The organism is Mesorhizobium sp. C264A, assembly GCF_040324515.1.
Taxonomy (GTDB): Bacteria; Pseudomonadota; Alphaproteobacteria; order Rhizobiales; family Rhizobiaceae; genus Mesorhizobium.
The window spans coordinates 2316845-2332690 of the sequence record NZ_JAMYVY010000002.1 but is presented as its reverse complement, the minus strand read 5'-3'; the positions used below and the strand labels follow the sequence as shown (position 1 = coordinate 2332690).

Annotated in this window: 16 protein-coding genes; 6 read left to right on the top strand and 10 right to left on the bottom strand. The window is 63.6% G+C overall.

The features are described 5' to 3' along the window. The first annotated feature begins 132 nt into the window (after positions 1-132). Positions 133-1329, top strand: a complete 1197-nt coding sequence (locus NKL04_RS30445; RefSeq protein WP_023700062.1) for an IS256 family transposase — start codon at positions 133-135, stop codon at positions 1327-1329. Positions 1330-1497: 168 nt separating this feature from the next. Here the strand turns inward: NKL04_RS30445 and NKL04_RS30440 are convergent, their stop codons facing one another. The 3 genes from NKL04_RS30440 to NKL04_RS30430 form a co-directional block, all read right to left on the bottom strand. Beyond that, positions 1498-1938 carry a lipid-binding SYLF domain-containing protein gene (locus NKL04_RS30440; RefSeq protein ID WP_023686526.1) on the bottom strand — a complete coding sequence of 147 codons (441 nt, stop codon included), beginning with the start codon at positions 1936-1938 and terminating at the stop codon, positions 1498-1500. A 446-nt stretch (positions 1939-2384) separates the two neighbouring features. Then, positions 2385-2744 (bottom strand): hypothetical protein, encoded by a 360-nt coding sequence (locus tag NKL04_RS30435; RefSeq protein WP_023744109.1) that lies wholly within the window; start codon positions 2742-2744, stop codon positions 2385-2387. A gap of 88 nt (positions 2745-2832) precedes the next feature. Continuing rightward, positions 2833-3981: an amidohydrolase gene (locus tag NKL04_RS30430; protein WP_023700064.1), complete on the bottom strand. Its 1149-nt coding sequence runs from the start codon at positions 3979-3981 to the stop codon at positions 2833-2835. A 278-nt stretch (positions 3982-4259) separates the two neighbouring features. Here NKL04_RS30430 and NKL04_RS30425 point away from each other — a divergent pair, with 278 nt between their 5' ends. The 3 genes from NKL04_RS30425 to NKL04_RS30415 all read left to right on the top strand — a co-directional run bounded on the left by NKL04_RS30425 (position 4260) and on the right by NKL04_RS30415 (position 5916). Next, positions 4260-5255 carry a GlxA family transcriptional regulator gene (locus tag NKL04_RS30425; protein ID WP_023700065.1) on the top strand — a complete coding sequence of 332 codons (996 nt, stop codon included), beginning with the start codon at positions 4260-4262 and terminating at the stop codon, positions 5253-5255. 68 nt (positions 5256-5323) lie between these two features. Then, the gene (locus NKL04_RS30420; protein WP_023669694.1) at positions 5324-5605 is read left to right on the top strand and encodes a type II toxin-antitoxin system ParD family antitoxin; all 282 of its coding nucleotides are present in this window, start codon (positions 5324-5326) and stop codon (positions 5603-5605) included. Next, a complete protein-coding gene (locus tag NKL04_RS30415; protein ID WP_023698644.1) occupies positions 5602-5916 on the top strand; it encodes a type II toxin-antitoxin system RelE/ParE family toxin in 315 nt (104 codons plus the stop codon). Before NKL04_RS30420 ends, NKL04_RS30415 begins: the two co-directional genes overlap by 4 nt. Here the strand turns inward: NKL04_RS30415 and NKL04_RS30410 are convergent. The 3 genes from NKL04_RS30410 to eglC are packed head-to-tail and all read right to left on the bottom strand — an operon-like array spanning position 5903 to position 10411. Next, on the bottom strand, positions 5903-7222 hold the full coding sequence (locus NKL04_RS30410; RefSeq protein WP_023735099.1) for an HlyD family type I secretion periplasmic adaptor subunit: 1320 nt from the start codon (positions 7220-7222) through the stop codon (positions 5903-5905). The two genes, NKL04_RS30415 and NKL04_RS30410, sit on opposite strands and share 14 nt — an antisense overlap. Positions 7223-7225: 3 nt before the next feature. Continuing rightward, positions 7226-8986 carry a type I secretion system permease/ATPase gene (locus NKL04_RS30405; protein ID WP_023700067.1) on the bottom strand — a complete coding sequence of 587 codons (1761 nt, stop codon included), beginning with the start codon at positions 8984-8986 and terminating at the stop codon, positions 7226-7228. Further along, positions 8987-10411: an endo-1,3-1,4-beta-glycanase EglC gene (gene eglC, locus NKL04_RS30400; RefSeq protein WP_023700068.1), complete on the bottom strand. Its 1425-nt coding sequence runs from the start codon at positions 10409-10411 to the stop codon at positions 8987-8989. Positions 10412-10826: 415 nt separating this feature from the next. Between eglC and NKL04_RS30395 the strand changes: the two genes are divergently transcribed. Next, positions 10827-11270: an SRPBCC family protein gene (locus tag NKL04_RS30395; RefSeq protein WP_023683102.1), complete on the top strand. Its 444-nt coding sequence runs from the start codon at positions 10827-10829 to the stop codon at positions 11268-11270. Between the two features lie 70 nt (positions 11271-11340). On the opposite strand, the gene NKL04_RS30390 is transcribed toward NKL04_RS30395, so the two are convergent. From NKL04_RS30390 to NKL04_RS30380, 3 genes are all read right to left on the bottom strand, one after another. Next, positions 11341-12306, bottom strand: coding sequence for a hypothetical protein (locus NKL04_RS30390; RefSeq protein ID WP_023744105.1), 966 nt, complete (start codon positions 12304-12306; stop codon positions 11341-11343). A gap of 128 nt (positions 12307-12434) precedes the next feature. After that, positions 12435-13937 (bottom strand): helicase HerA domain-containing protein, encoded by a 1503-nt coding sequence (locus NKL04_RS30385; protein ID WP_023691930.1) that lies wholly within the window; start codon positions 13935-13937, stop codon positions 12435-12437. 136 nt (positions 13938-14073) lie between these two features. Then, positions 14074-14715, bottom strand: a complete 642-nt coding sequence (locus tag NKL04_RS30380) for a glutathione S-transferase family protein (protein WP_023700072.1) — start codon at positions 14713-14715, stop codon at positions 14074-14076. 146 nt (positions 14716-14861) lie between these two features. Between NKL04_RS30380 and NKL04_RS30375 the strand changes: the two genes are divergently transcribed. Further along, positions 14862-15092, top strand: coding sequence for a hypothetical protein (locus NKL04_RS30375; RefSeq protein ID WP_023669703.1), 231 nt, complete (start codon positions 14862-14864; stop codon positions 15090-15092). 131 nt (positions 15093-15223) lie between these two features. On the opposite strand, the gene NKL04_RS30370 is transcribed toward NKL04_RS30375, so the two are convergent. After that, on the bottom strand, positions 15224-15709 hold the full coding sequence (locus tag NKL04_RS30370) for a hypothetical protein (RefSeq protein WP_023700073.1): 486 nt from the start codon (positions 15707-15709) through the stop codon (positions 15224-15226). Positions 15710-15846 lie beyond the last annotated feature (137 nt).

The window sequence follows — 15846 nt, the reverse complement described above, 5'->3', positions numbered from 1 at the left end:
TTGAAAGCCGCGACCTCGGAGATTAGCGTTTCCTCGGTAGTGTGTTGAGAGTTCTGCAAATTCGCTGAGAGAGGGCGGTCATGGCAGGCTGGTGATGTTCAACGTCACCGATTCCCTGGAAGGAACGCCACCATGACCAAGACAGAAGGTAAATCGACCAGCGCTGCCGTCAAAGACATTCTGCTTTCGAACCCGGAGGGGCTGCACGAAGTGATCCGTGCGGTAATGCAGGAGGTTCTCGAGGCCGAGATGGAGGAGGCGCTGGGTGCTTCGAAGGGCGAACGCACGCCTGAGCGCCTTGGGTATCGCTCGGGTTACTACGGCCGCACCCTGGTCACCCGGGTGGGCAAGCTTGAGCTGCGGGTTCCACAGGACCGGGCGGGTCACTTCTCCACCGAGCTGTTCGAGCGCTACCAGCGTTCCGAGCGGGCCTTGGTTGCGACGCTTGCGGAGATGTATGTGCAGGGCGTGTCGACCCGCAAGGTCAAGGCGATCACGGAAGAGCTGTGCGGTCATGCGTTCTCGGCTTCGTCGATCTCGGCCATCAACAAGCGCTTGGACGAGAGCCTGAAGGCGTTTGCCGAACGACCGCTTCAGGAGCCATTCCCCTACCTCATTCTCGATGCCCGCTACGAGAAAGTGCGCGAAGCCGGCATCGTGATGAGCCAGGCGGTGCTGATCGCGGTCGGCATCGACTGGGACGGGCGCCGGCAGATCCTGGCCGTGGAGATGGCCAATCGCGAGAGCCGCTCGGCCTGGAAGGACTTCCTCGTCGGCTTGAAACGACGCGGTCTCAAGGGCGTCGAACTGGCCGTGTCCGACGACCATGCCGGCCTGGTCGCGGCGATCGGCGAGGTGATCCCAGAAGCAGCATGGCAGCGCTGCTACGTCCACTTCCTCAGGAACGCGCTCGATCACCTGCCCAGGAAGCACGGCGACGACTGCCTGCAGGAACTGCGCTGGCTCTACGACCGGCGCGATCTCGCCGAGGCCAAGGCCGATCTCGCCGCGTGGCTGTCCAAATGGTCCGCCCGCTACCCGCGGCTGACCACCTGGGCGGAAGAAGCCATAGAACAGACGCTGACTTTCTTCCGGCTGCCGCGTCAGCATCACAAGCACCTCAAGTCCACCAACATGCTTGAACGGCTCAACGAGGAAATCCGCCGGCGCACCTATGTCGTGCGCATCTTCCCGAACGCCGAAAGCTGCCTGCGCCTGGTCAGGGCGCTGGCCGTCGAAACCAACGAAAACTGGATGGAGGCCAACCGCTATATCAACATGGATGATCTGCGCGAGCACAAGAAGCTCGCTCTACGCCAAGCCGCATGACCAGTTTCATGATCGCCCCATTTTGCAGAACTTGACGCACACAACCGTTTCCTCTTCCCCCACGGATGTGGGGGAGAGGTGGCTCGGCGAAGCCGAGACGGAGTGGGGGAGCACCCTATGCGGTTGCCACCATCCTGGGCGACCTTGCCCACCCAGACGCAACGCCCCTTACTTCAACGAAATCGCCATCCCGCTCAAATCTGCATTCACCTGCAGCCCCACCTGCCGGCCCGTAAGCTCGAGCTGGGCGCCCTTGTCGTTGGTCATGACGATCACCTGCGCCCCCTTGCCGAGCGCGCCGCCACCGCCGGCCGCGCCATAAACGCCGGTCGCATCCCGCACCCTGCGGATATGGCGCACGGTGCCCCGGAAATAGGTCTTGGAAACCCCGAACGCGAAGCCGCCCGAAACGCCGCCGATCGTGATGGGATAGGAGCGGCCATGGAAGGTCAGCGTGCCCTCGCCGCCCGAGCCGCCGACGAAGAAGGCCGCCTTGTAGACGGCAAAGCGGATCGTGCCGCTATCGGCATGCGCGGCGCTGGCAGCGCTGACGGACACAGTTGTGATGGCCGCAACCGCGAGCGAACGAAAGCTGGACGAGATGGTCATGGTGGGAGCTCCTCAAGTGCGCCGCTCACCCAACCGGCAGGGCTCGTCGGCGTCGTAACCAACCTGAACAGTTTAGGCTTGGATTTGGTTCCAGGGAGAGCCCTCGGTGGGTCAAGGCGCAAAGCTGGTGGGGAGAGCGGAGGAGCGCTTCATACAGAGCTGGCAATGCCAATGCCTCGGGGCAAGGGCTATCGCATATGAGCTTGTACGAAGAGGACCACCACTCTAACTTGCCGGGGCGAGCCAGGGTTTCGCCCGTCCTTCGGACCCTCACAAGGCGGAGGGAACGCTGCCGCACGCCCAGCCCTTTTTTAAGTCGACTTAGACGGTTTTGCGGAAATCAGCGCCAACCTAGTCTCCCTCCCCCTTGTTGGGAGGGATTGAGGGCGGGGGTATTCGTAGGGCGCAAGCCTCCGCTATGGTCCCTGTGCAAACCAATCCCAGCCCTACGGATATTTCCCCGGCTTTGGTGCGTAGATTTGCGGATCGAAGTCCAAATCCTTCGGCAGCGGCAGGCTCGAGCACTGCAGATGCATCTGGCGCGCCAACAGCCTTCGCTGCTGCTGCTCATGCTCCTTGATCGCCGCCACGAGACCCATGCTGTAGGGCCCCAGCACGACGCCGGCGGCCCATCCCGGATGCTCCTTCTCGCGCGCGTCGTAATTCATGGCATCGGTGCGGGCCTGCTGGCATTCCGGCGTCGCCCATTTCGGGTCTTGGGTCGAGAGCGAGGCTCCATACTGGACCGGAGACGATACGCACCCTGCCACTGTCGCAGTCAACGCGACGACCATTGCAATTCTCATCCGCAAGCCCCTCCTAATGTAGGAGGCGACTACAAGACGATTCCAGCGGGAAAAAGGCAGCTTCAGGATGCGGATTTTGCAGGGCCGCTCACCCCAGCAGGTTGCGCGCCGTGCGCATGAAGATCTTCGAACCGATCGGGATCAGATCGTCGGGAAAATCATAATCGGGATTGTGCAATGACGGGGTGCGCTCGCCCGCGCCGAGGAAGAACATCGCCGACTTCGCCTTGTGGCCGAAAATGCCGAAATCTTCCGAAGCGCGCATCGGCAGGGCTTCCTCGCTGCGCGCGACGCCCTCTTCGTCCAGCGCGCGGTTGAGATGTTCCACCGCGTCCGGCGCATTGACGCTGGCGACGAAGATTTCGTGATAGTCGCAGCGCACGGACAGGCGGTGCTCGGCCGCTATCCTGGCGGCCAGCGCCTCCGCAGCTGCGACCAGCTCCGCCATGCGCTCGTCACGCCTTGTGCGCAGCGTCGCCCAAACCTCGGCGTAGCCGGGCGCGATGCCGAACACGGCCTCGCCCATCGTCGCATGGGTGACGGTGACCATGCTGAAATCGTCATCGGCGAAAGTGCCGCGCCCCAGTGCCGGAAGCGCCGGCATCAGCTGGCTGATCGCCGGCATCGGCGACACGCCGGTTTCGGGCATGGAGGAATGCGCGGTCTTGCCGTCCAGCACGATGCGGATGCCGCGCGAGGCGCAGTTGACGACGCCGGGCTTGAGACGCACCTCGCCGAACGGCACGCCCGGCAGATTGTGCAGCGAGAAGGCGAAGTCCGGCGCGATCTCGCCAAAGCGTGGATCGGCGACGACGCCGGCCGCACCATTGCCGGTCTCCTCCGCCGGCTGGAACATCAAGACGACGCGGCCGCGGGCCGGCCGCTCACGCCCGAGCTGGCGGCCAAGTGCGGCGAGGATCGCGGTGTGGCCGTCATGGCCGCACATATGCGATTTTCCCGGCACCTGCGAGGCATGCTCGACGCCCGAAAGCTCCTCGATAGGCAGCGCATCGATCTCCGAGCGGAACAGCACCGTCGGTCCCGCCTGGCCGCTGTCATAGACCGCCGCCACGCCATGACCGCCGAGGCCGGTCAGCACCTTGTCCGGCGCTGTATCGGCGAGGAAGCTGACGACTTCCTTGGCGGTCTGTTCTTCCTCGTTGGAGATTTCCGGGTTTTGGTGCAGCTTGCGGCGCCATGCCGTCAGCTCGATGATATCGCGATTGGTGAGGGTCATGGCTTGGGCTCCGCTTTGGTGCTGCAGGTTACACAAACACGATAGGGTTTTTCTCACGCCGTGCCATGCTGATCAATTCCACTGGTCCATCTGCCTGTCTTGTGTGAGCGTAGATGACGACATCCCATGACCACCACACAACCCAGAGAATTTCCAGCTCCGCACTGAGGCCGTCGATCTCATCTCCGACATCCGGTGGCTTCTCCTGAAAAGCGCCGCGTGCTCGCCTGTGCGACATCTTTGCTTCCATCCACCCGAAGGAACGTTTCGGAGCAACAATGGCCAGGCGGTTTGCGTTTCTCTTGGTTCGCGACTTCACGCTGTCGCCGCTGTCGCTGTTCATCGACACGCTGCGGCTGGCCGGCGATGAAGGCGACCGCAGCCGCCGGATCGAGTTCGACTGGGAGATCGTCGGCGAGCGTGGCCTGCCGATCCGCGCGAGTTGCGGTGTCGAGTTGCTGCCGACCAAGGCGATCGGCAATCCGCAGGAGTTCGACAATGTCGTCGTGGTCGGCGGTCTGCTCGACACCAACCGCAGCCTCAGCTCCGAAAAGGAGGCCTTCCTGTTGCGGGCGGCCGAAAAGTGCGTGCCGCTGACGGCACTCTGCACCGGCAGCTTCGTGCTCGCGCGCTACGGCCTGCTCGATGGCTACAGTGCCGCCGTCAGCTGGTTCCATATCAAGGATTTCCGCAGCCAATTCCCTGACGTGAACGCCCATGCCGACAGCCTGTTTTCCGTCGATAGGGGCCGCTCGACCTGCGCCGGCGGCACGGGTGCGGCCGACCTTGCCGGCCATTTCGTGTCGCAGTTCATCGGCCGCAAGGCGGCGGAAAAAGCCGCCAAGATCCTCGTGCTCGACCGCATCCGCTCGAGCCTGGATGTGCAGCCCGTCGGCGATCTCTTTCCGGCCGCGTCGAGCCGAGCGGTGAAACGGGCGCTGCTTCTGCTAGAAAGCAATCTCCAGGAGACGCTGTCGGTCGCCGAGATCGCGGGCCGGTTGCATTTATCCCGGCGCCAGCTTGAGCGGCTGTTCGGCGCCGAGCTCGGCATCGGCCCGATGGCCGCCTATCTTGCGCTGCGCGTACATCAGGCCAAGTCGCTGCTGGAGGGGAGCGACTTGGCAATCGGCGACATCGCCTACCGCTGCGGTTTTCCCAATGCCGGCCATTTCAGCCGTGTCTTCCGCCATCAGACCGGTATCACGCCGACCCATCTCAGGCATCCGAACCGAATGTCCGGTGTCTTTGCCGACGGCAAGGGGAGCGGTCCCTAAGCCTATATTGGGGCGTGCGATCTCGCCGTTGGTATGATAATATCATACCAACCTGATAGGAGGGATCCATGTCCGCCACCGAAAAACGCACCTTCAGCCTGCCGGCCGAGCAGGCTGCTTTCATCGACCAGCTCGTTCGGTCCGGCACATACGCGACCAGCAGTGAAGTGATCCGCGCCGGTCTTCGCGCATTGCAGGAACGCGACGCCGCCGTGGAGCGCTGGCTGCGTGAGGAGGTCGCGCCGACCTATGATAGGTGGAAGGCAGACCCCTCCCAGGCCATCCCGGCCGACAAGTCTTTTGACAGCATCCGCGCACATCACGCAGCTCGCCTCAAGGGGAACGTGTGAAGCGCCGGCATGTTGTCCTTTTGCCGGAAGCCCAGACGGACCTGTTATGGATATACGAGACGGTCGCTCACGCATCCGGCAACCTCACCGCCCTTCGCTACATCGAGCGGATCGAGCGATTTTGCCTGGGTCTCGACTATGCCTCGGAACGCGGAACCCTAAGGGATGATGTGCGGCCGGGGCTTCGCATCGTTGGCTTCGAGCGCCGCCTGACTGTGGCCTTCACCGTAGAAGGCGACCAGGTGGTGATTCTCAGGGTGTTCTACGGCGGCGTCAACTGGGAGGACGAGTTGGCGCCTATCGCTCCGTGAACGCCCGCGCGAACGAGTCCAGCATCGGCCGCGCCAGATATTCGAGGAAGGTTCGGTCGCCGGTGCTGATAAACGCCTCGACCGGCGTTCCCGGGTAAAGCTGCTCGGCTTTCACGCCCTGCGGCAGCGTGTCGGTGATCTTCAGCCTGGCGCGGAAATACGCCTCATGCGTGGTTTCATCGATCAGCCGGTCGGCGGAAATTTGCGTCACCGTAGCCGGGACCTCAGGGGTGAGGCGCGCGTTCAGGGCGGACAGCCTGAGCTTCGCCGGCTGGCCGACGCGAACCAGGTCCACGTCTTTCGGTCGCAGCTTCGCGTCGACGATGAGGCCCGACGCGGTCGGCAGGATCTCCATGATCTTCTGCCCCGGCGCAATCACGCTGCCTTTGGAGTTGTAGATCGAGGATACCACGATGCCGGCTGCCGGCGCCTTGATCGTCGTGCGCCCCAGCACCGCCTCGGCTGCGGTGATCTGTTCGCCGATGTCGGCCAGGCTGGTGCGAACCTCGTCGAGCTTGGTCAGCGCGTCCTCGACGCGCTGCGTGGTCGCGCGCTCGACCTGCGCCTGGGCTTCGACGATCTGCGTCTTGGTCGCTGCGATATCCGCCTCCAGCGCGCCGGCCTGGCCGACCAGATCGGCCTCGCTGCGCAGAAGCTGCGAATATTCGCTGCGGTTGGTGAGACCCTTGTCGAGCAGGCCGGTCTTGATGCCGAGTTCCTTCTTCACGATCTCGGCTTGTTGCTGGATCGCGAGTTTCTGCGCCTCCAGTCCCAGCGCCGACTCACGATGCATGGCGACGCGCTGCGCCAGGATCGACTGCTCGGAGCGGAACCGGGCGAGCCTGGCCTCGAACTCCTTCTGCTGTTCGTGCACCAGATTGTCGAAATCGCGCTGGAACGGCGCGGGTGCTGCTTCGGCGATCGGCGCCAGCCTGTCCGATCCGTCGCGCTCGGCCTCAAGTCGCGCGGCACTTGCCCTGAGCGCGATCGTCTGTCTGGTCAGCCGGTTGAGGTCGGTCTCGGCCGCCCTGCGGTCGAGCAGGACCAGCGGTTCGCCTTGTTGCACGCGGTCGCCTTCATGCACCAGCAACTGCTCGATGATGCCGCCCTCGGGGTGCTGGATGAGGATGTTGCCGCCCGTTGCCGAGATCGTGCCGGAGGTGATCACCGCGCCGGAGAGCGGCGCGTTCGCCGCCCAATAGCCGAAGCAGCCGACGAAGAGCGCTATGGCCACGTAGCCGACGACGGCCATGCGGCGGAAGTCGGTGCGCGGTCGACCTTCAAAGGCGAGGCTCTGCTGCATCATCGTCTATGACCCGAAGCGGACGCTGTGCGGGCGCACGGTCGGCACGAACGAGCCTGTCACCACCGCGCTCCCGGCCTTGCCGGCCGCCGGTTGCCTCAGCACCTCGCTGGCGGGGCCGAAAGCTTCGACCATGCCGTTGCGCAGGACCATGACGCGGTCGCAGGCCGCGGCGATCGAAGGGCGATGCGTGATGACGACTGTGGTGACGCTTGCACTTCGCGCGGCCGAAAGCATAGCTTCGAGCGCCGCCTCCCCACTGCCGTCGAGATGGGCGTTGGGCTCGTCCAGCACCAGCATGCGTGGCTTGCCGTAGAAGGCGCGCGCCAGCCCTATCCGCTGGCGCTCGCCGCCCGACAGCACGGTATGCGACGGGCCTATCATGGTCTGATAGCCGTCGCGCAGCGTGAGAATCAGCTCATGCGCCTCGGCGCGCCTGGCCGCTTCGACGATCGCGGCGTCATCGGCGTCGGGTTCGAAGCGGGCGACATTTTGCGCGATCGATCCCGGGAAAAGCTCCACCTCCTGCGCGAGATAGCCGATATGCCTGCCAAGCTGGGTTTCGTCCCAGCTCCTCAGGTCGGCGCCGTCGACCCTGACCGCGCCGCCGGTCGGCTGCAGCGCGCCCACAAGCAATTTCGCCAGCGTCGATTTGCCGGCCCCGCTCGGGCCGACGATCGCCACCGCTTCGCCGGCGCCGATGGCAAAATTCAGCCGCTTGAGGATGGGCTCCGTGCCGAAAGAGGCATTCGGCGCGATGAAGAACAGATCCTGCACCGAAATCGCGCCCAATGGATCGGGCAGGACGAGCTTGCGCCCCTGCGCTGGTTGCGCCGCAAGGGCGGTGTCCAGCCGCTTCCAGCATCGCTTGGCGTCGACGATCTGCCGCCAGGATCCGATCAGCTGGTCGAGCGGCTGCAGCGCGCGCGAGGACACCAGCGACGAAGCGAAGATCATGCCGGCGGTCATCTGCCCCTGCAGCACCAGCCACGCGCCGGCGCCGAGGATCGCCAGTTGCAGCATCATGCGCAGCGCCCGCGACGTCGCGCTGAAGATCGCATTGGCGCTTCCGGAACGGTCATGCAGGGTCAGCGCCTCAGTGACGTGCTGTCCCCAGACCGCGGCGGCATTTTGCACCATGCCCATGGCGCGCAGCGTGTCGGTGTTGCGGGCAAAGGCCTGCTCCGCCTGGCTGGCCACCGCCGAGCGTTCCGCCGACATGGCATCGTTCCTGCCGATGGCAAGCTGGTTGGCCACAACCAGGAGAAACAGCAGCACGGCGCCGGCGAGCGTCAGCCAGAACAGGACGGGATGGATGAAATAGAGCAAGGCCAGGAAGACGGGCGCAAACGGCAGGTCGAACAACACCGCCACGCCGCGCGACCTGATGAAGGCGCAAGTCGTGGCAAGGTCGTTCAGCGGCGACAGCCCGCTGCCGGCATGTCTGGCGCCAAGCGAGGCGGCGAATGTCCGCGCGCCCAGTTTCAGGTCGACGGTGGCCGCAACACGTTGCGCGTAGATGGCGCGGACCGCGTCCAGCAGGCCGAGGAAGGCGAGCGCGAGGACCGCCATGGCCGAGAGATAAAGCAGCGTCTCGACGCTGGAGGACGGCAACACCCGGTCATAGACCTGCAGCAGATAGAGCGGGATCACCAGGAGCAGGATGTTGATCAGCAACGAAAAGATGCCGATGTCGGCTATGCCGCGCAGGAAGACCGGGCGCAGGCCGATGGCCGCATCCCTGAGTGGCGCGCGGTCCCGTGACATCTAGACCGCGTGCTCGGCTGTCGTGCTCAGATGGCTCTGCTGCAAATCGTTCAGCGTATAGGCGTGGATATAGTCGATCTTCATTTGCGCGGGCGTCGCCAGATGGTCGGGCGGCGCGCCGGCTTGACCGCCGACCGCAAGGTCGACCAGCATATACATGGGCTTGTTCATATCGGACGGCGTCGCCGCTTCCGCGACCTGGACGCCATCATAGGTCCACACCAGCTTATCCGGCGTCCACAACAGCCCATAGGTGTGATAGCCGTCGGTGTTGGAGACATTCACCGTAGACCCGACCGTGGTGTGGGTTCCCGTCTCATTTGTGTGCGCGGTCATGAGAAGCGCATTCGGGTTCTGCCCATACATTTCGATCACGTCGAGTTCCGGGGGCCATGAACCGTCTTCGGGCAGAAGCCAGAAGGCCGGCCACGCGCCGGCATTTTCCGGGAGATCGGCCCGCATTTCGAAATAGCCATAGGTCTGCGAGAAGGTGTCGTGCGTCGTCAGTATGCCGGAAGTGTATTCGTAGTTGTTGATCAGCGGCTTGATGTCGTCGGGCGCATGCGCCGCGGTTATGGTGAGCACGCCGCTTGCGACGCTGAACGGATGGACCGAGCTGGTCGGCGCATAATTGGCGTCGATATACCATTGCAGCTCGCCGTTCTGGGGCTGCGAGCTGCCGTTCTGCGCCCCCCACCAGAAATTGGAATCCCAGATGCCGCTCTGGCCGTTCCACAGGCTCAGCGTGTTGAAATCGTCGTTGAAGGACAGCGTCATGCCGGTCTTGTCGATCGGCAGCTCGAACTGGCCGGGCTGAAACTTGTCGATCGTGGTGCTGTGGAACACCAGCACCTCGCTCGAGCCGAGGTTCAGCTGCACGTTCGATCCCACCTGGACCATATTGGCGTGGACGGCCTCGAACGAGGTGAAGGCATAGCCGTTGAGGCGCACCGTGTCGGTCGCGCCGAAATCGGAGATAAGGTCGCTGCCATTGCCCTTGGTGATGATGAAGGTGTCGGCGCCGGCGCCGCCGATCAGCACGTCATTGCCCTTGCCGCCGTCCAGCGTCTGGCTGCCAGCGCCGCCCGTTATGATGTTGTCCTGACCATTGCCGAAGGCATAGTGGCCGTCGCCGGTGACGACGAGGTTCTCGAAATTCGCGGGCAGCTTGTAGCTCATCCAGGTATCGATCGTGTCGACGCCCGCGCCGTAGTTCTCGACCGCTTTGTTGATCGTCGAATAGAGATGGTAATAGTCGTCGCCCGCGCCGCCATACATGGTGACCTTGACGTTGGTGTCGCCCCAGAAGGAATCGTTGCCCGAGGTGCCGTAGCGGTAAGGCGCGCCTCCAGTCGCCGAGAACCAATGGGTGGAAGCGCCGGTATACGGAAGTGGAATGCCTTTGGCGTTGAGGACTGTGGTCATTCCGACACTCCTTGCGCGTGCTGCCTTGGTCGTTCGACAACCTTCGAGCGACCATTTCGGATCAACTCTTAAATTGATCCGTCGTTCCAGGGAATCATTCTATAGTACACCAAGGAGATCGTCGCCCATCATTTAATAGATAATGCCGAAGGCGTTAAGCTGATCCTAATACAACTTTGTAGGAGAGACTTACAATTTTAATAAATTGTGAGATCCGCGCCGAAAAGTTAGGCAACCTGTCAATGATGCATGCAATTTGACGCGACACGACCGCCTGCCTGAGGCGGCGGTCGAAGTCGCGGGCGGATGGCCGCGGGCAAAGGGCTCAAGAAAATTTGACAGGCTATGTCGGACCGGGTGAGGTTCACCCGTCCTTGGGGCATCGGACAACGAAACCACAAAGGATACCGAAGAGATGCCAAGCACCGTACGTTTGCACCGCGTTCTGACGACCAGCCCGGAGAAGGTCTACCGCGCATTCACAGAAGCCGACGCGCTGGCGAAATGGCTTCCGCCGAACGGCTTCACTTGCACGGTACACAGCTTCGACGCGAAAGTCGGTGGCGCCTTCAAGATGTCGTTCCGAAACTTCACGACGGGCGGCAGCCATTCCTTCGGCGGCGAATATCTCGAACTCGTTCCCGGCGAGCGCCTGCGCTACACCGACAGGTTCGACGACCCCAATTTGCCCGGCCAGATCGAAGTGACCGTGCTCCTGAAGAAAGTGTCGGTCGGCACCGAACTCGACATCACCCAGGCCGGCATTCCGGACGTTATTCCGGCTGAAGCCTGCTATCTCGGCTGGCAGGAGTCGCTGCGCAATCTGGCAAAGCTCGTCGAACCCGAGATCAATCAGTAGAGCCCATCGGATCGGCGGCGCCGCCCAGCCAGTCCGCGCCGCCGACAATGCCGAGCCGAGGACTCATCCCTCACGGCCCGGTGCAGACCGGCAACGGTTGCGGCGGCGGTGGCGGGTTGTCCTTGGCGTATTGCGCGATGATCGGCTCAAGGCTCTTTCGCGGCCAGAATTTCGGCTTGCCGATCTCCTTAAGGCAGGACGCATTCCAATAGGCGCCCGATTTACCAACGGCGGCGATGTCGCGCGATTCCGGGTAGATATAGAGCGTCGTCGGATTGCCCTTCACCATCGAAATGATCTGGTCGGCGTCGGACGGCGACCAGCTGGTGCAGCCATTGCTGCGGCCGCCGGCATAATCCACCAGCTTGCCGTATGGCACGAAGCCGTCATGGTCGGCATAGGAGCTGTTCGGGTTCTTGCGCAGGCACATGCCGCGCAACAGCCGCGCCGCGTGGCCACCGATCACCCGCTGCCTGGCATTCGCCGTCTCCCCCTCACCGTCGAACTGGATGAAGGTGCGCAGCAGCGCCTGGTCCTTTTTTGCGCCGATGCGGTAAAAACCCTTGAATGAGGTCTTTGCCTCGCCGGTCATATAGGCGCCACCGGTCGTCAAGGACGAGTCCAGGGCATTGCCGAAGTTTTTCGCGCAGCGTTTGCCGTTGGAGAAATCGACCACGCCTTTCAAATTGCGGCCGCCGCCATGGCCCGACGAGATCGCCCTGAACGACTGCTTGGCCTCGCAAATGACGTAGTAGCGCCGCCCTAGCACGCCATTGCCGAGATCGCCGGGGCGCGTCGCATCCATGGCGAAATAGCACCCATTGTGGACCGCGCCTTGCGCGACCTTTTTCAGGTAAAGCGCGCGCGCCCGCTCCAGCACCACTTGCGAAATCTCGCCGTCGTCATTGCCGACATGGGCCTGCAGCCAGGCCGGTATATCGGAGGACGCGGCAAAAGACCGGGCAGACACCGTCAAGGCGATGCCGGCGATGGCGAGGAGGCCAAAGACAAAGACAGCCAGAGATTTCAACCGCACCGGACAACCCTCCCGCCCGAACCGTTCTGCGATTCTCGGAAACCCATCATAAATCGTCGCGCGCCGATCGGCGAAACACATCTTGTTCAGAACCGCGCAAGCAAGTCAGGTAGCTGCCTGTTCGCCTTTCAGAGCGCCAGGCTGCCCTGTTCCGCCTCCGCGGCATTGGGGTCGCCCGGCGCCGTCGCCCAGGCGAGCTCGACCAGCGTCACCGTGCGGCGGCCGGTGCCGTCGAGCTGGCAGACGATGAGGCCCTGCTCCTCGATATAGGTGAGCAGCCGCCGGGCGCGCCGCAGCGAATGCGAGCCGTAGGCGCGCGCGATCGCCGCGTCGCTCGGGCACGGCCAGCCCTCCTTGGCGGCGCGGGCGATCATCATGAACACGCCCTGCATGTCCTCGGGCAGCAGCGAGGCGCGCACGGAAACGTCCTGCCAGGCGTCATCGCCTGCCATGTCTGCGCCGAGCCCGGCGCGGGCACGCGTCAGCATGCGACGGAATTCTGAGAGGTCCGGCACCACCGAAGCGAGGCCTTCGATGCGGCAGCGGACGACGAACTCCTGATAAAGCACGCCGATGACGCGGAAACCCGCATCGGGCTGCGCCAGGATGGCGCGCAGGACACGGTCCACCCGCTCTCGCCGCTCGGCCATATCCTCGGCGCTTACCGCCGGTTCCGCAGGTTCCGGGCGGATCTCCATCGCCGCCGATTTGGCCGCCATCAGCTGGTCGAGCAGCTCCGGCGACGCCATCCGGCGCGGCGCGCGCATCGTCTCGGGCGGCGGCGCCGCCAGGATGATGGCGCGCGCGTCTTCAAGCGCTGTTTCCGGCATTGCCATCAGCCGCGGCGTACCGTTGCGCGGGCTGGTCTCGGTCTGGCCGATGCGCACGCCCAGCGGACGGCGCGACAGCGCTGGGCCCAACGCCATGAAGTGCCCGCGCTCCAGGTCTCGAAACGCCTCGGCCTGACGCCGTTCCATGCCCAGAAGGTCGGCGGCGCGCGCCATGTCGATATCGAGGAAGGTACGGCCCATGAGGAAATTGGACGCCTCCGCCGCGACATTCTTGGCGAGCTTTGCCAGCCGCTGCGTGGCGATGATGCCGGCAAGGCCGCGCTTGCGGCCGCGGCACATCAAATTGGTCATGGCGCCGAGCGAGAGCTTTCGCGCCTCGTCGGACACTTCGCCGGCCACGGCGGGCGCGAACAGCTGCGCTTCGTCGACCACCACCAGCATCGGATACCAATGCTCGCGGGCAACCTCGAACAACCCGCCGAGAAAGGCAGCGGCGCGCCGCATCTGGTTCTCGGCATCGAGCCCTTCGAGATTGAGCACCGTGGAGACGCGGTGGATGCGCGCCCGCTCGCCGGCTGCTTGCAGGCCACGCTCCGTATGCTCCTCGGCATCGATGACCAGATGGCCGTAATGGTCGCCCAGCGAGACGAAATCGCCTTCCGGGTCGATGATGGTCTGCTGCACCCAGGGCGCGCTCTGCTCCAGGAGCCGGCGCAAAAGGTGCGATTTGCCGGAGCCGGAATTGCCTTGCACCAGAAGCCGGGTCGCCAGCAGCTCCTCAAGGTCGAGCGCCGCCGGCGCACCCGCCGTCGTCTGTCCCATCTCGATGGCTACGGTCATGTCACGACTCTCCTTGCGGACAGGGCTTATCAACCCGGCCGCGAGCCGTCGAGCGCGCCATGGCAACTCGCCCGCTGTTCCACACCTATGCTGCCAAAGCGCCACACATCAGCCCATCTGCCCAAAGGGAAGCACATCAAGCGGAGTTGACCGGCGGCAGAAGCGGCGCGTCCAGCCCGTCGAAGGGATCGCGCCAGGCATCGATGGCTTCGAGCCGGCGATACCAACCCAGAACAGAGGGATAGTCCGCCAGCGGCAGGCCGGCTGCATCGTTGAACGGCAAAAACGTCGCCATACGGAAATCGGCATAGGAGAGCGACTTGCCCACAAGCCATGGCCGCTTGGCGAGCTCCGCCTCGAGAATCGCTGCCGCGATGCGGAACTCCGCCAGCCCCTCCTCGACCTTGCCCTGGTCGACGGGCCCAATCCCGTAGCGCTGCTTGGTTCCGCGCTCGAAATGCACGATGTCGCAGGCCCGGACGAAATTCTCCTTGCCCCAGCTCAGCCAGCGGATCATGTCGGGTTGGTCATCGCCGCCGCGCCAGAAATCCGAACCCGCTTCGCGCGACAGAAGGCAGGCTATGGCGTCTGCTTCCCACAGGCTGCCGCCCGGCCATGCCAATATCGGCAGGGTAAGATTGGGATTGAGCTGACGAAACCGCTCAGCCTGCCCGGGCGCCATGGGTGCCGCAAACTCACACTCGACCTTGGCCTGCAGATGACGTGCAGTTGCAACCGCGAGGCGCGGATTGGGATTGCGGCTGAAGTACAGTTTCATGTCCCGTCCTGGACGCTGTGGGCTCGATCCTATCAAACACGCAAACGTGCCCTCCAGGCAATCTGGTCGGACCACGATTCCGCTGGCACACGCCGTCGTTCGGCGTATTATTTCCTTCGGGAGAGGGTTCTTGGCAGGAGGAAGCCATGAACGTAGTGCCGAGCGTACCTGTCATCGACGTGACAACCCAGAACCTTGTTTCCTCTGCGCTTTCCAGATTCCGCGCCGGCGATACCGTCTCGACTAGAGCGGCGCTCGACGCCATCCGCCGCATGGATCCAACCTGTGTCGACAGCGACGACGATCTCGTCGAACTCGTCGTCATGGCGGCAATTGGTAAGACCATGGCGGTCGTGTTCGACCACCGCTCCCGCTAGCCCTGTGGGACGAACCTGTCCCGTTCAACTCGCTTGAGCTCGAGTGGGTTCGGTTGGCGAGCTTTTACAGCTGCAGCCCGGAAGCGGACGTCTTCGTGCGCGAAGCCGGCAATAGCATAAGCGGGTAAACCTCAGATCCCCAAGGGATGTGGCATGTAGCCGACGAAGCCGCCGATCTTCCAGTGGCCCGCCACCTTCCTGCAAAAATACAGCGTCTGCCATTTCAGCTTGTCGACGCTGCCATCGGCCTTGGCCACCGAGCCGTTGAACTTCTTGTGCAGCACGGCGCGGTCGCCATCGACATCGATGTCGCGCATGTTGGTGACGCGAAACAGCGCCTCGCGCAGCGGCTCGGCGTATCTGGCCGCCGCCGTCTCCTTGGCCTGGCGCAGCCATTCGTCGCGATAGACGGCAAGGCTCGGGAATTGCAGACGCCAGGCGTCGGCATCGCTGAGGAAATGCGCATGCATGCCGAAGAAGCTGTCGGCGAGGAAATCATCCTCGACCATCGACCAGTCCTGACCGATAAAGGCGTCGATGTCGCGCCGCACCAACATTTCCCAGAGCGCGTGGCGATCGGCATCGCCCTCTGGAAACGGGTTCTTGTCGAAGGTCATTGAAATCTCCTGTCGGGAAAATGCGACGCGCAAGATGCTGGCGAGCCTGCGATAAAGCAACACGCGTTTGGAAAAATGCTGCTTTCCAAAAAGCCCCCTATGAGGATCACCGGGACAGGCGTAGAGCGGTCGTCGAA

Excerpts from the sequence above, each read along its gene's own strand:
- NKL04_RS30420 (WP_023669694.1), top strand. The coding sequence starts at position 5,324 with ATGTCCGCCACCGAAAAACGCACCTTCAGCCTGCCGGCCGAGCAGGCT.
- NKL04_RS30435 (WP_023744109.1), bottom strand. The coding sequence starts at position 2,744 with ATGAGAATTGCAATGGTCGTCGCGTTGACTGCGACAGTGGCAGGGTGC.
- NKL04_RS30380 (WP_023700072.1), bottom strand. The coding sequence starts at position 14,715 with ATGAAACTGTACTTCAGCCGCAATCCCAATCCGCGCCTCGCGGTTGCA.
- NKL04_RS30440 (WP_023686526.1), bottom strand. The coding sequence starts at position 1,938 with ATGACCATCTCGTCCAGCTTTCGTTCGCTCGCGGTTGCGGCCATCACA.
- NKL04_RS30385 (WP_023691930.1), bottom strand. The coding sequence starts at position 13,937 with ATGACCGTAGCCATCGAGATGGGACAGACGACGGCGGGTGCGCCGGCG.
- NKL04_RS30405 (WP_023700067.1), bottom strand. The coding sequence starts at position 8,986 with ATGTCACGGGACCGCGCGCCACTCAGGGATGCGGCCATCGGCCTGCGC.
- NKL04_RS30375 (WP_023669703.1), top strand. The coding sequence starts at position 14,862 with ATGAACGTAGTGCCGAGCGTACCTGTCATCGACGTGACAACCCAGAAC.
- NKL04_RS30370 (WP_023700073.1), bottom strand. The coding sequence starts at position 15,709 with ATGACCTTCGACAAGAACCCGTTTCCAGAGGGCGATGCCGATCGCCAC.
- NKL04_RS30410 (WP_023735099.1), bottom strand. The coding sequence starts at position 7,222 with ATGATGCAGCAGAGCCTCGCCTTTGAAGGTCGACCGCGCACCGACTTC.
- eglC (WP_023700068.1), bottom strand. The coding sequence starts at position 10,411 with ATGACCACAGTCCTCAACGCCAAAGGCATTCCACTTCCGTATACCGGC.
- NKL04_RS30395 (WP_023683102.1), top strand. The coding sequence starts at position 10,827 with ATGCCAAGCACCGTACGTTTGCACCGCGTTCTGACGACCAGCCCGGAG.
- NKL04_RS30425 (WP_023700065.1), top strand. The coding sequence starts at position 4,260 with ATGGCCAGGCGGTTTGCGTTTCTCTTGGTTCGCGACTTCACGCTGTCG.
- NKL04_RS30430 (WP_023700064.1), bottom strand. The coding sequence starts at position 3,981 with ATGACCCTCACCAATCGCGATATCATCGAGCTGACGGCATGGCGCCGC.
- NKL04_RS30445 (WP_023700062.1), top strand. The coding sequence starts at position 133 with ATGACCAAGACAGAAGGTAAATCGACCAGCGCTGCCGTCAAAGACATT.